Below are 16,664 nucleotides of genomic sequence, written 5' to 3'. Positions count from 1 at the left end.
TATCATAATTATTTATGATACTTTTTATTATTTAGGATTGTTGCGGCACGGTAAATTTGCTCAGACAACATAACACGGAAAAGTTGATGCGGGAAAGTCATTTGCGAAAAAATAATTTTTTCATTAGCGTTTATCATATCTTCTATCATCCCGTCAGAACCGCCGATAATAAAGGTTAAATTACTTTTATTTTCAATGAGTTGACTGAATTTGACTGAATCTAAATCTTTTCCTTTAAGAGAACATAAAACTACATATGAATCTTCAGGAATTGCCTGAATTATTAATTTTGTTTCTTTTAATTTTTTAGTTTCTACATTTTTTTCTTCACTAAACTCTTTAATTTCACTTATATTTACTGAGTAATATTGCGAAATTCGTTTTTCGTAGTGTAAAAAAAGTTTTTTAAAATCAGGTGAAAGTGAACCAACAGCAATTATTTTAATTTTTTTCACTGTGTCTGCTTTCAATGTAAAACATCAACATTTGTATATCTGAAGGGTTTATACCACTAATCCGACTCGCTTGTCCTATTGTTAGTGGTCTAACACTTGACAATTTTTGTTTTGCTTCGGTAGCGATATTTTTAACATCGTCATAGTTAATATCTCTCGGAATTTTTAAGTTTTCTAGTCGAACCATTTTGTCGGCGTCGTTTTTTTGTTTTTCAATATAGCCGTGAAGTCTAACCATAATTGTCAATTCTCTTTTAAATTCAAAATCAGGGATAATATCATCAATATCAACATCAGGGCGCGACAATACTTTTAGCAAGGTAACACCATCAAAAATTTTGTATTTAATAGCAATTTCGGATTTTGATGATAAATATGTGTTTTGCAGTCTTTCGATTTCATCGTCAATTTTTTTGTATTTATCAATAACTTTTGTGTAATCATCTTGATTTAGTGTTCCTGCATATAACCCGTATTCCGCTAATCTAATATCGGCATTATCATTACGTAATAACAGTCTATATTCAGCTCTAGAAGTTAACATTCTGTAAGGTTCTTTTGTACCTTTTGTTACTAAATCGTCAATTAAAACACCCAAATATCCGTGATTTCTCAGTATTGTTATTGGTTCTTTATTATCTAATTTTAACCCTGCATTAATACCTGCAATTAACCCTTGACCAGCAGCTTCTTCATAACCACTAGTACCGTTAATTTGCCCAGCTGTGAATAAATTTTCTATAACTTTTGTTTCTAAAGAAGGTTTTAACTGTAAAGGGTCAATTGCATCATATTCAATAGCGTATGCTCATTTTTGAACACGAGCATTTTTTAAACCGGGAATGGTTCTAATAATTTTATCTTGTATTTCAATCGGTAGAGAAGTTGATAAGCCGTTAACATAGGTTATTGTTCCGTCGGCAGTTTCTGGTTCAAAAAATATTTGGTGTCTAGGTTTAGAAGAAAATTTAACAATTTTGTCTTCTATCGAAGGACAATATCTAGGACCAATACCTTCGATTAAACCTGAATACATTGCACTTAATTGAAGATTTTCATTGATAATTTTGTGTGTTTCTGCGTTTGTATATGTTAAATGGCAAGCTATTTGTGAAGGTGTGTCAACGTTAGATCTTGAAGAAAAACTTAAATTAATATCTTCAAGAACTTCTTGCTCTACTTCGTCATAATTTATTGAGTCTGATCAAATTCGTGGAGGTGTTCCTGTTTTAAGTCTTTGTAGTTTAAAACCGTTTTTTCTCAATGATTCACTGAGTTGCGATGTGGTTTTTTCGTTATCTGGACCACTTTTGGTTGTTTCGCTACCACGCAAGATTCTTGAATCCATATATGTTCCAGTGGTGATTACACACATTGATGCATTTATGATTTCGCCGTTTTCTAATTTAACACCAATAAATTTATTATCTTCAGTAAGTATTTCTTCAACGCCAGCTTCAAGTAGGTCAAGAAATTCTTCTTTTTCTACATATTCACTGATGATTTGCGAATATTTTTCTTTATCGATTTGAGCCCTCAGTGCTCACACGGCCGGCCCTTTTGATTTATTCAACATTTTTAGTTGTATAGTCGCCAAGTCAGCTCATAGTCCTTGCATTCCTCCCAATGCATCGATTTCACGGGTAATTATACCTTTTGCCGGCCCACCTATTGAAGGGTTACATGGCATCATTCCTAGTCTATTTTTATTAAATGAAATTAGCAATGTTTTATGTTTTTGATGTGCTAAAGCAAGCGCAGCTTCTAACCCTGCGTGCCCTCCACCAACAACAATTGCATCGTATTTTTTATTATTATTCATAATTTTTATTTTATTACAAAAGAGTTTTTTAAAAATAAAGAAAAAAGACATTTTTTACCGAAAAAACACTTTTTTTAGTAAAAGTAAAAACAAATATTTTAGATAAAAGCAACTCAACTAAACGCATTATTGATATATAGTTTATAATTTTATATTATGAAAAAAGATAACTTTAAAGACAATTATCCTTTGATTTCTGTTAAAAACTTAAAATTTAAATACAATCGCAAACAACAACATGATGATATAAGAATAGATGAGCTGAAAATACCAAGCAATAAAATTGTTTCATTGCTTGGTCCATCAGGTTCTGGTAAAACAACATTACTTAATTTATTTTTAGGTTTTTTAAAGCCTACTGATGGCGAAATAATCATTAGAAATAATCCAAAAATACACGAAACAGCCTATATTATGCAAGAAAATGCAATATACGAAAACATCACGGCTTTTGACAATATTTTTTTAAGTGCTAAAAATTATCAAAAATGAATTGAAAGTGTTCGAGTTAAGTATTTTGATAAATATTTCAGTGAAAATATTAACTATAAACTACTGAGTGCGTACTGACGTTATGCAAACGCATTGGTTAGTCCTGGAATAAAACCTATTGTAAAAAAAATACGTTATTTTAAAATCATCTGGCAAATTTTATTTAATTTCAAAGCAATGAAATTTAAAGATCGCATGCGAATGTTAAGAGATTTAAGGTTAAAAAACCTTTTCAAAAACGACGTAGAAGAAGTTGCTGAAAAGCTAGGAATTAAAGAAATACTGTACAAAAATGTAAATGATTTAAGTGGTGGTCAAAAACAAAGAGTTGCGTTTGCAAAAGGGATCATTAAGCGAACAAATTTAGTGTTTATGGATGAACCTTTTAGTGCATTAGATGCCAAAATTAAAGAATCAACTATTGAATGATTATTGAAAATTCGCAAAGAATTCAATTTAACTATTGTTATTGTTACACACGATCAACACGATGCATTGAAAATTAGCGACCGGATTATTTTGCTAAACAAAGGTCAATTACAACAATATAGCGACGGCAAAAATATGTATGATAACCCGGCCAATTTATTTGTTGCTAAATTTATTGGTTCACCTGAAATAAATTTCATTGAAACAAAAAATGGACTGCATTATTACATAAGACAAAATAAAATGCAATTGAAGGCAGTGAAGAACGGAAAATATCGAATAATTGACAGTAAACATTTTGGCGACACTATTCATTATTGGATTGAAGTTGATGAAAATAATACATGAGTAGTTGTTCTAAAAGACGACGAGGAATATGCTATTGGTCAGAGAGTAAATGTTAAATACTTAAACTCGGATGTTTTGGTTTTTGATGCTGATGGCGAAAGGGTTTATAGTGAAAAAATCTAAATTTGAAATCTTCAAAAGCAAAACATGAAGCATTTCCAAAATCATTATTTTAATATCGCCTTTACTTATATTGGTTTTATTGTTCACATTAATACCCATTGGCGAAACGTTTTTTAAGTCTTTAAAATATTATCCCTACAAAAGCAATCATAAAATTATTGAAATAAATTTTAAAAATTATCAAAGTGTGTTGAATGATACTGGCTTTAAAGCCGCAATTCAAAACACAAGTGCGGTTTTATTATTAGGGACTGGTATTTCAATAATTCTTGCCCTATTTTTTGCTGTTATTATTGAATCATTGATTCATAAAAAAACAAAAACAGCAGTTTTAGGAATTTTATATTCACAATTTTTTATCTCGTCATTTGCTGTTGGTCTTGCTTTTTCACTTTTCTTTGGTGAAAAGAGAGTTTTCTTTAGACTCTTTAATTTAGAGCAATATGCATTCACATCCGGTAGCCACAAAACTCCTATTTGAGTTTATTACACATTGTTTCAGGTTTGACGTTCCTTGCCATTTAATTTGATTCTATTTGCCGCTGCAATCAATAAGGCTAATGCCAAATATTTCCGATTAATGCGAACAGATAAAATATCTTTAATTAACAAAATCAAATATGTTTATGTCCCAGAACTAAATAAAGTTATGTTTGCTATTTTGTTTACTAATTTTATATATGCGGGCTTATTTTTACCAGAAGCAATTTTGGGAGCAAATTATAATTTTGACATTAATAAGGCTCACACCTTGACTAGTTATACTATTAAGTATTTTGGTGGTGGTTCGCAACCATCACTAAAATATGAAAAAGGTTATGCGGCCGCATTTTTCAGTTTTATTTACTTACTTTCGTTATTATTGTTAGCTATTATTGTGCAACCATCTTCGTTGATTTGATTTAAAAACAAAATTATTGCACTAATCAGAAAAAACAAAACGAGAGGGGTTAAAAATGTTTAAAAATATCAGTAAAGAAATATTTAAATATATATTAATTATCTTCTTGTTATTTTTATTTTTATTTCCCCTTTATTATTTATTGCTATACGCACTGCTATCGAGTCCTTCATATATAGAAGGCAAGATCTATATTTTTGTCAAGGAATGGAGTTGAACAAACTTTAAGTCTGTTATAGGCAAGGAATTTTTTATCGCACTCGGATATACTTTTTTATTTTCAACGATATTAATTATGCTGCGAGTTTTTGTTTTCTCATTTGCAATTGCTGGCTTATTAAAGATGAAAACGTCATTTCAAAAAGTTTTTCAATATTTTTTCTTATTAATCAGTTTAATACCAGAATTTTCAATTTATTTAGCTTTAGCAACCCAATTAGGTAGACTAAATTTAAGAGGAACTGTTTTTAGCGCTGTTTCAAATTCGATATTTAATTTTTTCACTTTCACATATGTGTTCAATGTTGCAAAAGCCACATCACTAGAAAGAAGAAAATTAATGATAAATGACAATTTAAAATGATATGAAAAAATTTGATATGTTTATCGTCCTAAACTTCAACTCGCATATTTTCTACTTATTATCTTTACTTTTATCGGCACCTGAAATGATTATCTATGACCAGATTTTATTACTAAAGATACAAAACTAACCAATTTGACAATTTGATACATTAATGTCGGGGTTTATCAAGCAGGTGTTTTAGGTAATTTGCAAGCAGCAGGTTCATTTATTACAGTTCTAGTTCCACTAACAATTTATTCAATATTTTCTAAAAAAATAAATCAAAGATATTAATCTAAAATGAGTCAATATAGATTCATTTTTTTCTTTAAACTATATTGTCTATAAATAAATTAATGAAAACAATTCCAGTTTTTACTTTTGCATCTCTTTATAAGTGTTTTAAATATATTTTTAGTTATATAATAGTTAAGATAATTTTTTATTAATTTATCAAAATGTATGAATACAAAATACTTCTAAGGAGAAAAAAATGAACAAAAAATGGTTATCATTGATTCCTACTTTAGGAATTGGTGTTAGTTTTTTAGCAGCAGCATGTGTTAATAATAGTAAAAAAGATAATAAACAAAACACAGAAAATGATAAAAATACAGATACTAAACAAAACGGGGAAAACAAAGAAAATACAAAAAATAAACAAGTTTTATTTCAAACCCCGCAAGGAAAATCTTGACCTTTGTCACTAGGTGTTATACCTTTGGTCAATTACTATAATGAAACACAACAAAACAAACCTGGATTCCTTCCGGTTAAACTTGAATTTTTTGAAGACCACAAATTTTTCCAAGAATTCCCATTAATTAAAAATGTAAAAGAGAAAATTGAAACCAATGCAAAAATTGAAAAAATTCCTAACTTAATCTTAGGGGCGCAATCTGGAGCGTATGTGTTATCACAAGACGATAGATTGCTAGATGTTAGCGATGCCGGTATTACAACAAGTATTTTTGATCCAAAAATTGCTAAAATTCACTCACAATTGGCTGGTAAAGATGATGCAGACCAACTATACAACTTACCTTTCGATGAAGCTGATATTGATGCAGTAAGATTTAATTTAGATTTATTAGACTTGATTTTAAATTTAATTAAAAATGGTGGCGGAACTATCAATGAAGAAGCAGATATCGTTAAGAGAGCTAGAAAAGCAACAACAGTTGGTAATAGCGTTCCTGAAAATAGTATTTTCAAATTATTAAGCGTTAAATCAGACACACAGTTTTCTGGTTACACAGTAGATGATTCAACATTTGCCTCATTGGAAAAAATTAGAGAATTTGCAAACAAAGTTTATGATGGAGTTAATTTAGCTACTGATTCTATTAATCAAAACACAATTAGTGGGCATATTTTAGCAATTGACTACCAAGAAGATGCCTTTCTAAAAGAACTACAAGGTATTATTGGCGATAATTCAATTTTTGAGTTAGAAAAAACTGGAGATTCAAACGAACCTACTAGAATTAAATACAACATAACAAGAAATGAAGCAGTTAAAAACAAATTTAAAGAATTATGAAACGTATACAAAGACGCTGCTTCTAAAAAAACAGAAGTTGCTTATGGAAGTGATAGTATAAATAAAAAAGCATTTCAAGCTGTTAAATACATGGCAAATGGTTATAGCGAATGAGGTACACATGATATTGCTAAATGAAAAACTGTAATTAGTTTTGCAGCAAGTGTCGGAAACAATCAATCACATAAAACTAAATTCTCAAAAGGCTTCTTTGTTGGTTTCCAAAAAGATTCACTAGATGCATTCGAGAAATATGCAGAATTCGAAGATCAATACATCCTACCTCAAGTTAATATTGTTGGGCCTAATAAAAGCAATGTTTATTGAGAAGGCGGATCGAGTTTATTACCAATTAAATCATCAGATCCGGCATTAAATGAAGGTACTAAAGCATTTTTAAATTGACTATATTTAGGAACTAATGACACTTTAAATAAAGGTACTTTTGAACCTAACTGATTGACATTAGCTAAAACAACTGGTTACATAATTCCATTAAAAGATGTTATTAATGACCAAACTAAACAATCATTGTTAGCTGAACACGACAAACAAAGAGCAATACAAAATAATGAAAGTTTAAGCGAAGAAGAAAGAACAAAAGCACACGAATATGCAGATTATCTATCTTCTGCGTGAATTTCACTAACATCAATTTTAAAATTGCAAGATCCTGAATTAAATATTAAAGCGGTACAATTGCCAACTGATGATACAACAGCAAATATTATTAATTTACTTGGAAAAGAATTGATTGGACAAACAAATATCTCTTCATCAGATAGCGCCAAAACAGATGAAGAAATGGTTAAAGCAATTGAATCAATAATAAACAATCAATAAAACAATTAAAAGCACATTTTGTGCTTTTTTAATGCTTTTTTTAAAAATACTATAATATTAAATTATGCATAAAGATTATATAGAAGGTTATTTCATTGATCTTGACGGAACAATGATTGACAAAACCGATGAAACAGGTTTTTTAACTGAAGAAAATAAGAATTTTCTGCGCGAATTACAAAAAATTAAACCAGTAATTATTTCAACTGGTCGCCGACCAACCGGTGCTGTAGCTGAAATAATGGCAATGATTAATGCTCCTTACGCCGTGTGTTCGACTGGAGGTGTAGTAATTGATAGTCAAGGTAATTTTGTGAGAGAAATATTAATTGAAAACGACACAAAATTACAACTTTTTCAATACTTTATGAGTAAAAAACTTAATTTTATTGTAAATGGTATTGATAATATATATCACTTTGGTGATAAGTTTACTTGAGATAAAAGAGATTGAGTAAAAAGGTTTAATAAAATAAGTTACGATGATTTTGATTTAACACAAAACATACGCCAAACACTGGTTTTTGGTCCAGGACTTGAGGAAATTGCCCAATTAGAAAAATACATTAATACAAATTTTCCTAATTTATCAACTCACGTTGTTTCGCATGGTTATTCAATAGAAGTTACTGACAAAAAAGCTACAAAAGGAACCTCAAATGCTTTTGTGGCCCAACTATTAAACATTGACATTAAAAAATGCGCACACATAGGTGACTCACGCAATGATGTTCTAGCTCTGCCTGATACAGGTTATTTAGTAGCAATGGGTAATGCTGACGATGAAGTAAAAAAAGTTGCAAACTTTATTGGCGAAAATTTCGCCAATGCTGGCTTGAGCAGAACTATTCAAAATTTTGAAAAATTTATAAACGAAAAGGAGAGTAAATAATGAAATTAGAATTTGATATGATAAAAAACTTTTATAGTGAATACCAAAAAAACAAAGTAAACAAAATTGTTGAAAACGCAGTTACAAAAAATGGCGTTTACAATGCAACCTACAACAACGAGGTACGTGCTTTTCATAATAATGAATTTAGCAATCAAACTAAAAAAGCCGGAATGACTAATCAAAAATCATCTGGAAGATGTTGAATTTTTGCGGCATTAAATATTTTAAAACCAATCACAATGGAAAAATTAAATGTTGAAAGTTTTGAATATTCTCAGGCCTACACAATGTTTTGGGAAAAAATGGAAAAAGCCAACACCTATTTAGAATTGATTATTGAACACCCTGAATTGAAATACCAAGATCGTCTATTTGAAATGTTTTTAGGTTTTGGTCACCAAGATGGTGGTTTTTGAGAATGATCAGAAGGTTTAATTACAAAATATGGTGTAGTTCCTAAGTCAATTATGCCTGAAACTTTTAACGCTTCAAACACCGCACAAATGAACTCTGTGCTAGAAATTCACTTACTATCAACAACTAAAATATTAAGAGAACTTCAACAAAAAAATGCAAATAATACTGAATTGCAACAAGTTAAAACACAAGCAATGCAAAAAGTCTTTGATATTTGTGCCAAATCATTAGGATTGCCTCCAATCAAATTTGATTTTGAATACCGTGATAAAGATAAGAAATTTCACAAAATTTCTGACATAACACCTTTAGAATGATTGGAAAAATACACAACCCCAACATATAAAAATTTAATCAACCTATATGCTGATCCAAGAGATATTTACCCAGTTAACACCAAATTACAAGCTAAATATTTTAGAGGACCAGTAGAAAGTAGACACTTATCATTCATAAATGTTTCGATGGATGAATTGAAAAAAGCAACCATCAAAAGTATTAAAGCGGGTGAGCCAGTATGATTTGCTTGCGATATGGGTCCACAAATCGACCGTAAAAACGGACTAATGGATACAAGACTTTATAATATTGATGAAGCATTCGAATTAAATAATGTTTTATCAAAAGCGGACAGATTGAACTTTAAAATGTCAACACCTAACCACGCTATGACTTTTGTAGGTGTTGATTTGGACGAAAACGATAATCCAATTAAATGAGAAGTTGAAAACTCATGGGGTGATGAAAACGGCAATAAAGGTTATTTCTCAATGAGTGATAAATGATTTGACGAGTATGTTTACAGTGTTATTGTTAATCCTGATTTTTGTTCAAATACAACTGTTGAAGCCAATAAAAAAGAAGCTATTGAAATTGAACCATGAGATCCACTTTCAATGCTATAAATTTAGGATGCTAAATCCTATTTTTTATTGTCTTTATAGAAATAATTCCATATGCAAATAAAAAATTACTTTGTTATAATTAACACATGAAAAATTTAAAAAACAAAGCCAAGGCATATTTCCTTGACCTTGATGGTACTTTTTTAGACAAACCTAATGGCCACGGTACAGTCAGTGATACAAATATTGAAACGGCCAAAAAATTAAATAAATACAAACCAGTAATCTTTTCAACTGGACGTGGCAATACAGATTTCACAATGAATATTGCCAATAAAGTTGGTTCTGAGTATGTTGTTTGTTTAAACGGGGCGCTAATAGTTGATAAAAACAACAACATTTTGTATCGTAAAACACTGGATAAAAAACCACTGCTAGAAGTAATTGAAATTTTTAAAAGCCGCAAGATGTTTATTTACATTAACGGCGAAATGATGATGTATCATGGCGGCAATTTAGATAGTCAATACATGAAGGCTTGAGCAGCAGATACAGCAAAAAAAGATTATTCGGAAATTGATACATCTATTGAGTTCTCTAAATTGTTAGTATTTGGTCTATCTCGTGAAGAAACGGCACAGTTATGAGAAGAATTATCTGTAAAATACCCACAATTAGCTTTTTACTTAGTTTCTAATGGTTGAACAATCGAAGTTGGCCCTAAAGACGCCAATAAAGGTATAGCAAATTCAGTCGTGTGTGAATATTTAGGAATCAATCCTAAAGATGCTTATCATATTGGAGATTCTGCTAATGATTTGCCAACAAAACAATATTTAGGAAAGTTTATCTGCGTTGCAGGGGCCTTGGATTTTGTTAAAGAAAATGCCGACGCAATCGGCTATGATTTTTCAAACGCTGGTTTGACTAAAATTTTGAATGAGTTAGAAGATTTAGAAAATTTATAAGATATTGAAAAAGTGCAAGAAAAAAACTTAGCACTTTTTTCTTATCTTTTTAAAATGTTGTTATAGAATTATATTGCAATTGGCTTGGTGTCAAGCACTTGCGCTTGACATTAAGTTGTCAACAACAAATATGTAAGGAGACAATCTATGGTAAAAATTAGATTAAAAAGAACTGGATCTAAATTTAATGCACAATACAAAATTGTTGCAGCAGATTCACATTCACCACGTGATGGTAAATTTATCGAAGCTTTAGGTCAATACAACCCTCACACAAAAGAATTCTTTGTTAAAGAAGAATTAGTGCAAAAATGAGTAGACAATGGTGCTCAATTAACACAAGTAGTTCACGACTTATTCAGAAAACACGGCTTAAATGAAAAACTTGCTAAAAATTCAAAAAATCAAGCTAAATAATGAAAATTAATTTTTTGACTCTTTTTCCCAATTATTTCAAACCCTTTGTTGAAGAATCGATTATTTCTAAAGCAATTGCCAAAAATTTAATCGATATTGAAGTAATTGATTTTAGATTATTCAGCAAGAACAAACATCATAAAGTTGACGATGAAATTTATGGTGGTGGACATGGTTTATTATTGCAAGTTGAACCAATTGATTTGGCTTTAGATTCGCTTAAACAAAGAGGCGGTTATAAAATTTTAGTTACACCACAAGGAAAAAAATTCGATCAATCTATTGCTAACAAACTCGCAAACGAAAAAGAAATTACTTTCATTTCTGGACGTTATGAAGGTTTTGACGAAAGAGTTGTTGAGTTGGTAGATGAAGAAATTTCAATTGGAGATTATGTTTTAACCGGAGGGGAATTACCTTCAATGGTTATGGCAGATTCAATAATCAGACTTGTGCCTGGAGTAATTAAAGAGGAATCACACCAATTTGATTCATTTCAAAATGAAGGGTTATTAGATTATCCTCAATACACTCGTCCGCGCGAATACAAAGGAATGAAAGTTCCAGATGTGTTATTTAACGGCAATCATGCTGAAATTGAAAAATGGAAAAAAGAAGCTCAATATAACAAAACATTAAAAAACAGACCCGATATTATCGAAAGGATTAATAATGAGAAGTAAATTAATTGAATTAGTAGAACAAAGCCAATTACGTAAAGATCACCCAGATTTTCGTGTTGGTGATAATGTTAAAGTATACGTTCGTATTCGTGAAGGTGAAAAAGAACGTATTCAAATTTTTGAAGGTTTAGTAATTAGCAAAACTGAATCAGGAACTCGTGAAAACTTTACAGTTAGAAAAATTTCATTCGGTATTGGAGTTGATAGAACATTCCCATTACACTCACCATTTGTTGCACAAATTGAAGTTGTACGTTCAAACAAAGTTCGTCGTGCTAAATTAAACTACATTCGTGAAAGAAGTGGTAAATCAGCAAGACTTAAAGAAATTAAACGTAACAACAAATAATAACAATAAAAAATTAACATTCGCATGAATGTTAATTTTTGTATATTTTTTGCAACCAATTCATCGTGTTATAGCGGTAGTTTTTATGTGTTTTCTGACTTAAATTTACAACATATTTAAGAATAATAAAAAAGCACCATTTGATTACAAATGATACTAGAAGTAGCGAAGAAATTTAATATTCATCCATCGATGCCTTAAGATTTTTTGATTGTCCACCATGTAGTTTTATTGCTGTTTCATAGATTTCTCGCTTTTTATCAGCTGATTTATTTATTCCATTATCGTTTGAAACTCTTTGACTATATATAGATATATCTTCCTCGTCTCTTCCTTCAGATTCTTCATCCAATTCTTTTATTGATTGTCGCAATTTCAATATTCTGATATATTCAAAAATATAATCATCCAATAAATCAGCAAGCCGTAGGACATTTTTATTTGAATATGTATCAAAAATGAATTTTAATTCTGTATATCCTCCATAGGATGAGTCTGAATCTTTTAATACAAACCCGAAGTCAGCAGCAACATTTTTGATATGATTTTCACATTTTTTATATTCTTGATATTCTTCATATTCACGATATTCTCAACTATCCTTCCTATAAGGAATTTCAATAGTTTTAATAATAAATCTAGCCATAATCTTCTCCTTATAACAGTTATTTTGTTTACATACTTTGATATAAATTTAAGATATGTATTTAAATTTTATACGTGCTAAAAAAAAAAAAAAAAATGTGTGTTTTTTGCCTTTTTTCAGTAAATTTATAGAGAATTTCCGGAAAATTTACAAAAAAAGCAACTCAATTTAAAATTTTGTATGCAAGTAATAAAAATATCAAGCACAACAAACCGTGCTTGATATTTTAAAGTGTTATTTTTAAATCAAAATTATTTATGTCTTTGACATTTAACAAACTTGATTTTATAAACTCCTTTTCAAAATAATAATGTACTTAGAGATAAACCAACGGCTAAAGCAAAGATTAAAATATCTAAAAATATAACTACCCCTAAATTTCCTCCGGTATAAAATAGCGGTTTAGTAAAGTTTAAAAATGAATATATTGTAACACCTGCACCCTCGACAAATTTATTGTAAGAAGCAAAATAAATTATCAGTGCAAATAGGCAGTACGCAATTGTAATGATTGCTGTAGTTTTTATTTCCTTGCTCGATATCACTGCTGTTTTTCTCAATAAAAACAACACAACAAAAGCGATTACTGGGTTAATTGCGTGTGTGATTGTTGATCTTATTGCAGAGTAGAATGTAGATCATGTTTCCTTTCTTCATGATAATAACAGTCAATAAACTAAAAACGTGATAGTAATCAGACCGACAGAAATAACGAACATTTTTAGTATCTTTTCTCTATTTTTAATTATAGAAAACAAAATCAATGTTATACCAGTAAATAAGTTTGTCAAGTAAGTGAAATAAAATATTGTCCCTGCGTGTTTAAACAAAGCATAAACAGTTGGTGTTAATGTTTTTAAATCTATTTCGTAGGAAGAATTGTAATTGATAGAATCCATCAAAATAAAAATAAACGAACCTAACAAAATAAATAGCCCTAGCGTTAAGAACAGGTAATTTTTGTTCTCTTTTAAATTGTTTAACTTTATATTTTTCATAACGATTATTTTATCTTAAAAAAGAAAATATTAACTTATGTTAATAAAATTTAGGTACTTCTCAAATTCATTAAAATATTGGAATCTTATATTTTGTATTTCAAAATAATTCATATTGTTTCAATTCAAATTGTTTCAAACAGTAAAATTGTAAATGCTATCTTCCGTAATAATAAACTGTGTATTTTTTTTGATATAAAACAGATCTATTAATTCATCTATATCAATGTGTTTGGTTCTTGAGCCTTTGATTTTTAACAGTAAACTTTTGTGATTATTGCCTCAATAACACAAACGTATTTTGTTAATTTTTGTTAATTTTTCAGTAAATTGATCAATATTTGTTGGGATAATTAAAGAGATATGCACTTTTTTTGAATCATAATAAAAATAAGGCATAAAACTTTTGTTTTCATACATTCAGCCCTCAAATCTGAAATTTTCGGGGTATTTTTCTCTCAATATTAAGAAATCATTGAAGTATAAACTTACTGAAAAATGATTGAAAGTTGATTGAGTTTTATTGAATTTTTTGTGTGTTAAAGGTGACAATGATCACATCATTGCTTCTGTATTTAATATTGCTAAAAATTCAGAAAATACACTTATAAATTCATCGTTCATACATTTATTATATATAACTATATATATAATCTAGTATAATAAAGAATATTTTATGTAATGAAAGGATTAAAATGGGAAAGAAAAAAGAAACATTTTTTGAGCGTCTAACTAGAAAAAACGCTCAACAAGAAGATAGTCAAAATCCAAAATCACCAAAGAAAAAAAATTGAAAATTCTGAGTTATTGCATCATCAATTGCTGCCACTGTAGCAAGTGGTATCACAATTCCTTTAGTTGCAAATAGTTTAGTTAAAAAATATAATGATCCTTTAAAAAATGATACAGTTGTGTTTCATTTTAAAACCCCTGATGAAAATTCTAAATCAATTGGTTTTAATCTAGGAGATGTATTAAAAAACAGCTCTACAGATGAAAAAAGCAATCCAAAATTGATGTTAGACAACGCATTCAAATCGGCGATATTTTATCTATACAACAAAGAAGTTAAGGCATCCAAAGAATACCAAAGATTATGGAACGCTTCACTTAAAACCAATGAAAAAGAAAGAACTGATATTGCTTTAAAACCAATTGAAGAATTAACTAAGAAACATAAAGATTTACTTTTAGATATTAAAGAACAAATGATAAAAACATTTGGTTTTTCTAAATGAGAGCAAGCTTTTAATGATTTCTTAATTAAAAATTTTCAAGGTGCAAAATCAATTAATGAAGCTGTAACACTTAGAGTTTACGATGAAATTAAAAAAGATGCTTTACGTCGTTTCCAATTAAATACTCAATTCAATATTGATGATATTGATAGAGTTGCTAAAACAACTATTTACAAGTTAGATGAAAATGGTAAACCTACAAACCAAGTGCTATATGAAGTGGGACAAAGGGTATTTCCATTTTTCAAAAAAAATGTCAACTATTTCGAAATTGACCAAATTAAAGAAAAAATGACATTTATGACTAACAGTTATGTTGTTGATGAAGAAAATTACGCAGAGTACAAAGATGCATCAAAATTCATTGATTTTTATTTAAGCAACGATAATCCTTTCTTAATTAGTCAATTTACTTTACCTGGAATTGCTCCAGCTAAAAAAGAGGAAGGTAAAGAGGCTAAATGAACAATTGATAGAGAGGCATTTAAAAGATTGATGTTCTACTGACCAATTGATAATGAAAATGCTCCGTTTAAAGCTGAAACATCATTCGAAAAGGTTAAAAACACATTCAAAAGTTATGATGAATTTGTTAAAGAAGCAACTGAAAATAAATCAACTACATTAAACAAAGAAATTGCAGATTATGGTACATTGTTGTCTGTTATTGCTTTAGATGACCAAAGTATAAAATCTAATTGAGGTAGTGAAGGTTTAGTTTCAATAACTGGCTTATTAACTTCAAAAAATGACAAAACCTTACAAGCTTTTTCTGTTTTCGACAACCTAGTATTAGGCAACGATAGTAGCAAAGATGTTGATCTATTTAAAACATTAAGCGACATAAGAACAAACATTATTCAATATTTAGGTTTAGAAGACCCTAAAGATGCTGTTGCTAGTGCACAATCTAAAGAAGAAGCACAAACAAAAATTGCTGATTTCAATAAAGAAATTATTAAAGCTTTTGATGAAGCAAGCGATGTGAAAAAAGAAGGTATTTATCAAGATAAATACAATGAATTAGTTGTTAAACCAATAATTCAATTGTTCGAAGATTCAACTAACAATAAAATTAGTACTTTTTACACATTACATGGCTCAGCAAAAACAAAAGTTATTTTAACTTCAAAAGGAATTACTTTAGTAGATGTTAAACAATTATCACAGCTAAATAACGGTAATTCTCAATCTAACGAAGAAATTATTAAAGAAATGATTAAAAGTGATTTCTTATTAAGCAATAAATATAAATCATCAGCTAATGGCAATAAATATAACGCCTTAAACTTGATTAATAGATCTATGGATATGTCTGAAATTGTTCTTGAAGATATGCTTAAAGACGATAATTTTAAAACATTCATGAAATCAGATTATTTTGTAACAGACAAAAGCGATAAGTCTATCACATATAAATTTGTTGACAAAATCACTGACAATGAAATAGATGAAATCATTAAATTAAATGTCAATGTTTTAAACGCAAACAAACATAAAAAATCATTAGATCTAGTTAAAGGCGTTGAAAGTTGAATGAAACAAAGAGCAGAAGATGGATATGACTCTAATTTTGAAATAAATCAAGGCAAAGTATATTTCACACACAATAACGATTCATACACCAAAGATGCTAGTGCGATTATTTATGAAACTTTAAAAACAATTACAAAGGCAGGAAAGTAGG

At 29.2% G+C, this 16,664-nt stretch carries 16 protein-coding genes; 11 read left to right on the top strand and 5 right to left on the bottom strand.

Going from position 1 to position 16,664, the window contains the following annotated elements; genetic code table 4:
• Positions 1-8 precede the first annotated feature (8 nt).
• Both NXS15_RS00475 and mnmG read right to left on the bottom strand, forming a co-directional pair.
• A complete protein-coding gene (locus NXS15_RS00475; RefSeq protein ID WP_259289915.1) occupies positions 9-455 on the bottom strand; it encodes a 23S rRNA (pseudouridine(1915)-N(3))-methyltransferase RlmH in 447 nt (148 codons plus the stop codon).
• Positions 442-2,277 carry a tRNA uridine-5-carboxymethylaminomethyl(34) synthesis enzyme MnmG gene (mnmG, locus tag NXS15_RS00470; protein ID WP_259289914.1) on the bottom strand — a complete coding sequence of 612 codons (1,836 nt, stop codon included), beginning with the start codon at positions 2,275-2,277 and terminating at the stop codon, positions 442-444. The genes NXS15_RS00475 and mnmG overlap by 14 nt, the downstream gene beginning before the upstream one ends.
• 156 nt (positions 2,278-2,433) lie before the next feature.
• Between mnmG and NXS15_RS00465 the strand changes: the two genes are divergently transcribed.
• The 10 genes from NXS15_RS00465 to rplS all read left to right on the top strand — a co-directional run bounded on the left by NXS15_RS00465 (position 2,434) and on the right by rplS (position 12,095).
• Positions 2,434-3,669 (top strand): ABC transporter ATP-binding protein, encoded by a 1,236-nt coding sequence (locus NXS15_RS00465; protein ID WP_259289913.1) that lies wholly within the window; start codon positions 2,434-2,436, stop codon positions 3,667-3,669.
• Positions 3,670-3,856: 187 nt separating this feature from the next.
• Positions 3,857-4,633, top strand: a complete 777-nt coding sequence (locus tag NXS15_RS00460; RefSeq protein ID WP_259289912.1) for a sugar ABC transporter permease — start codon at positions 3,857-3,859, stop codon at positions 4,631-4,633.
• 280 nt (positions 4,634-4,913) lie between these two features.
• Entirely contained in the window at positions 4,914-5,429 is a 516-nt protein-coding gene (locus NXS15_RS03790) for an ABC transporter permease subunit (RefSeq protein WP_396888589.1), read from the top strand.
• 199 nt (positions 5,430-5,628) lie between these two features.
• Entirely contained in the window at positions 5,629-7,521 is a 1,893-nt protein-coding gene (locus tag NXS15_RS00450) for a P68 family surface lipoprotein (RefSeq protein WP_259289910.1), read from the top strand.
• 64 nt (positions 7,522-7,585) lie between these two features.
• On the top strand, positions 7,586-8,413 hold the full coding sequence (locus NXS15_RS00445; protein WP_259289909.1) for an HAD family hydrolase: 828 nt from the start codon (positions 7,586-7,588) through the stop codon (positions 8,411-8,413).
• On the top strand, positions 8,413-9,738 hold the full coding sequence (locus NXS15_RS00440) for a C1 family peptidase (protein ID WP_259289908.1): 1,326 nt from the start codon (positions 8,413-8,415) through the stop codon (positions 9,736-9,738). Before NXS15_RS00445 ends, NXS15_RS00440 begins: the two co-directional genes overlap by 1 nt.
• An 86-nt stretch (positions 9,739-9,824) precedes the next feature.
• Positions 9,825-10,646, top strand: a complete 822-nt coding sequence (locus NXS15_RS00435) for an HAD family hydrolase (protein WP_259289907.1) — start codon at positions 9,825-9,827, stop codon at positions 10,644-10,646.
• A 147-nt stretch (positions 10,647-10,793) separates the two neighbouring features.
• The gene (rpsP, locus tag NXS15_RS00430; RefSeq protein ID WP_259289906.1) at positions 10,794-11,063 is read left to right on the top strand and encodes a 30S ribosomal protein S16; all 270 of its coding nucleotides are present in this window, start codon (positions 10,794-10,796) and stop codon (positions 11,061-11,063) included.
• Positions 11,063-11,746, top strand: a complete 684-nt coding sequence (gene trmD, locus NXS15_RS00425; RefSeq protein WP_259289905.1) for a tRNA (guanosine(37)-N1)-methyltransferase TrmD — start codon at positions 11,063-11,065, stop codon at positions 11,744-11,746. Before rpsP ends, trmD begins: the two co-directional genes overlap by 1 nt.
• On the top strand, positions 11,736-12,095 hold the full coding sequence (gene rplS, locus NXS15_RS00420) for a 50S ribosomal protein L19 (protein ID WP_259289904.1): 360 nt from the start codon (positions 11,736-11,738) through the stop codon (positions 12,093-12,095). Before trmD ends, rplS begins: the two co-directional genes overlap by 11 nt.
• Before the next feature lie 175 nt (positions 12,096-12,270).
• Here the strand turns inward: rplS and NXS15_RS00415 are convergent, their stop codons facing one another.
• The 3 genes from NXS15_RS00415 to NXS15_RS00405 all read right to left on the bottom strand — a co-directional run bounded on the left by NXS15_RS00415 (position 12,271) and on the right by NXS15_RS00405 (position 14,363).
• Positions 12,271-12,741: a hypothetical protein gene (locus NXS15_RS00415; RefSeq protein WP_259289903.1), complete on the bottom strand. Its 471-nt coding sequence runs from the start codon at positions 12,739-12,741 to the stop codon at positions 12,271-12,273.
• Between the two features lie 251 nt (positions 12,742-12,992).
• The gene (locus NXS15_RS00410; protein WP_259289902.1) at positions 12,993-13,739 is read right to left on the bottom strand and encodes an MAGa3780 family membrane protein; all 747 of its coding nucleotides are present in this window, start codon (positions 13,737-13,739) and stop codon (positions 12,993-12,995) included.
• Between the two features lie 30 nt (positions 13,740-13,769).
• Positions 13,770-14,363, bottom strand: a complete 594-nt coding sequence (locus NXS15_RS00405; RefSeq protein ID WP_259289901.1) for a hypothetical protein — start codon at positions 14,361-14,363, stop codon at positions 13,770-13,772.
• A gap of 71 nt (positions 14,364-14,434) precedes the next feature.
• Here NXS15_RS00405 and NXS15_RS00400 point away from each other — a divergent pair, with 71 nt between their 5' ends.
• Positions 14,435-16,663 (top strand): HinT-interacting membrane complex protein P80, encoded by a 2,229-nt coding sequence (locus NXS15_RS00400; protein ID WP_259289900.1) that lies wholly within the window; start codon positions 14,435-14,437, stop codon positions 16,661-16,663.
• The last annotated feature ends 1 nt before the right edge of the window (position 16,664 follow it).

The organism is Mycoplasma sp. CSL7475-4, from assembly GCF_024834065.1.
Classification (GTDB): domain Bacteria; phylum Bacillota_I; class Bacilli_A; order Mycoplasmatales; family Metamycoplasmataceae; genus Mycoplasmopsis.
The sequence above is the reverse complement of the archived record's forward strand: the minus strand, read 5'-3'. Positions and strand labels throughout refer to the sequence as shown.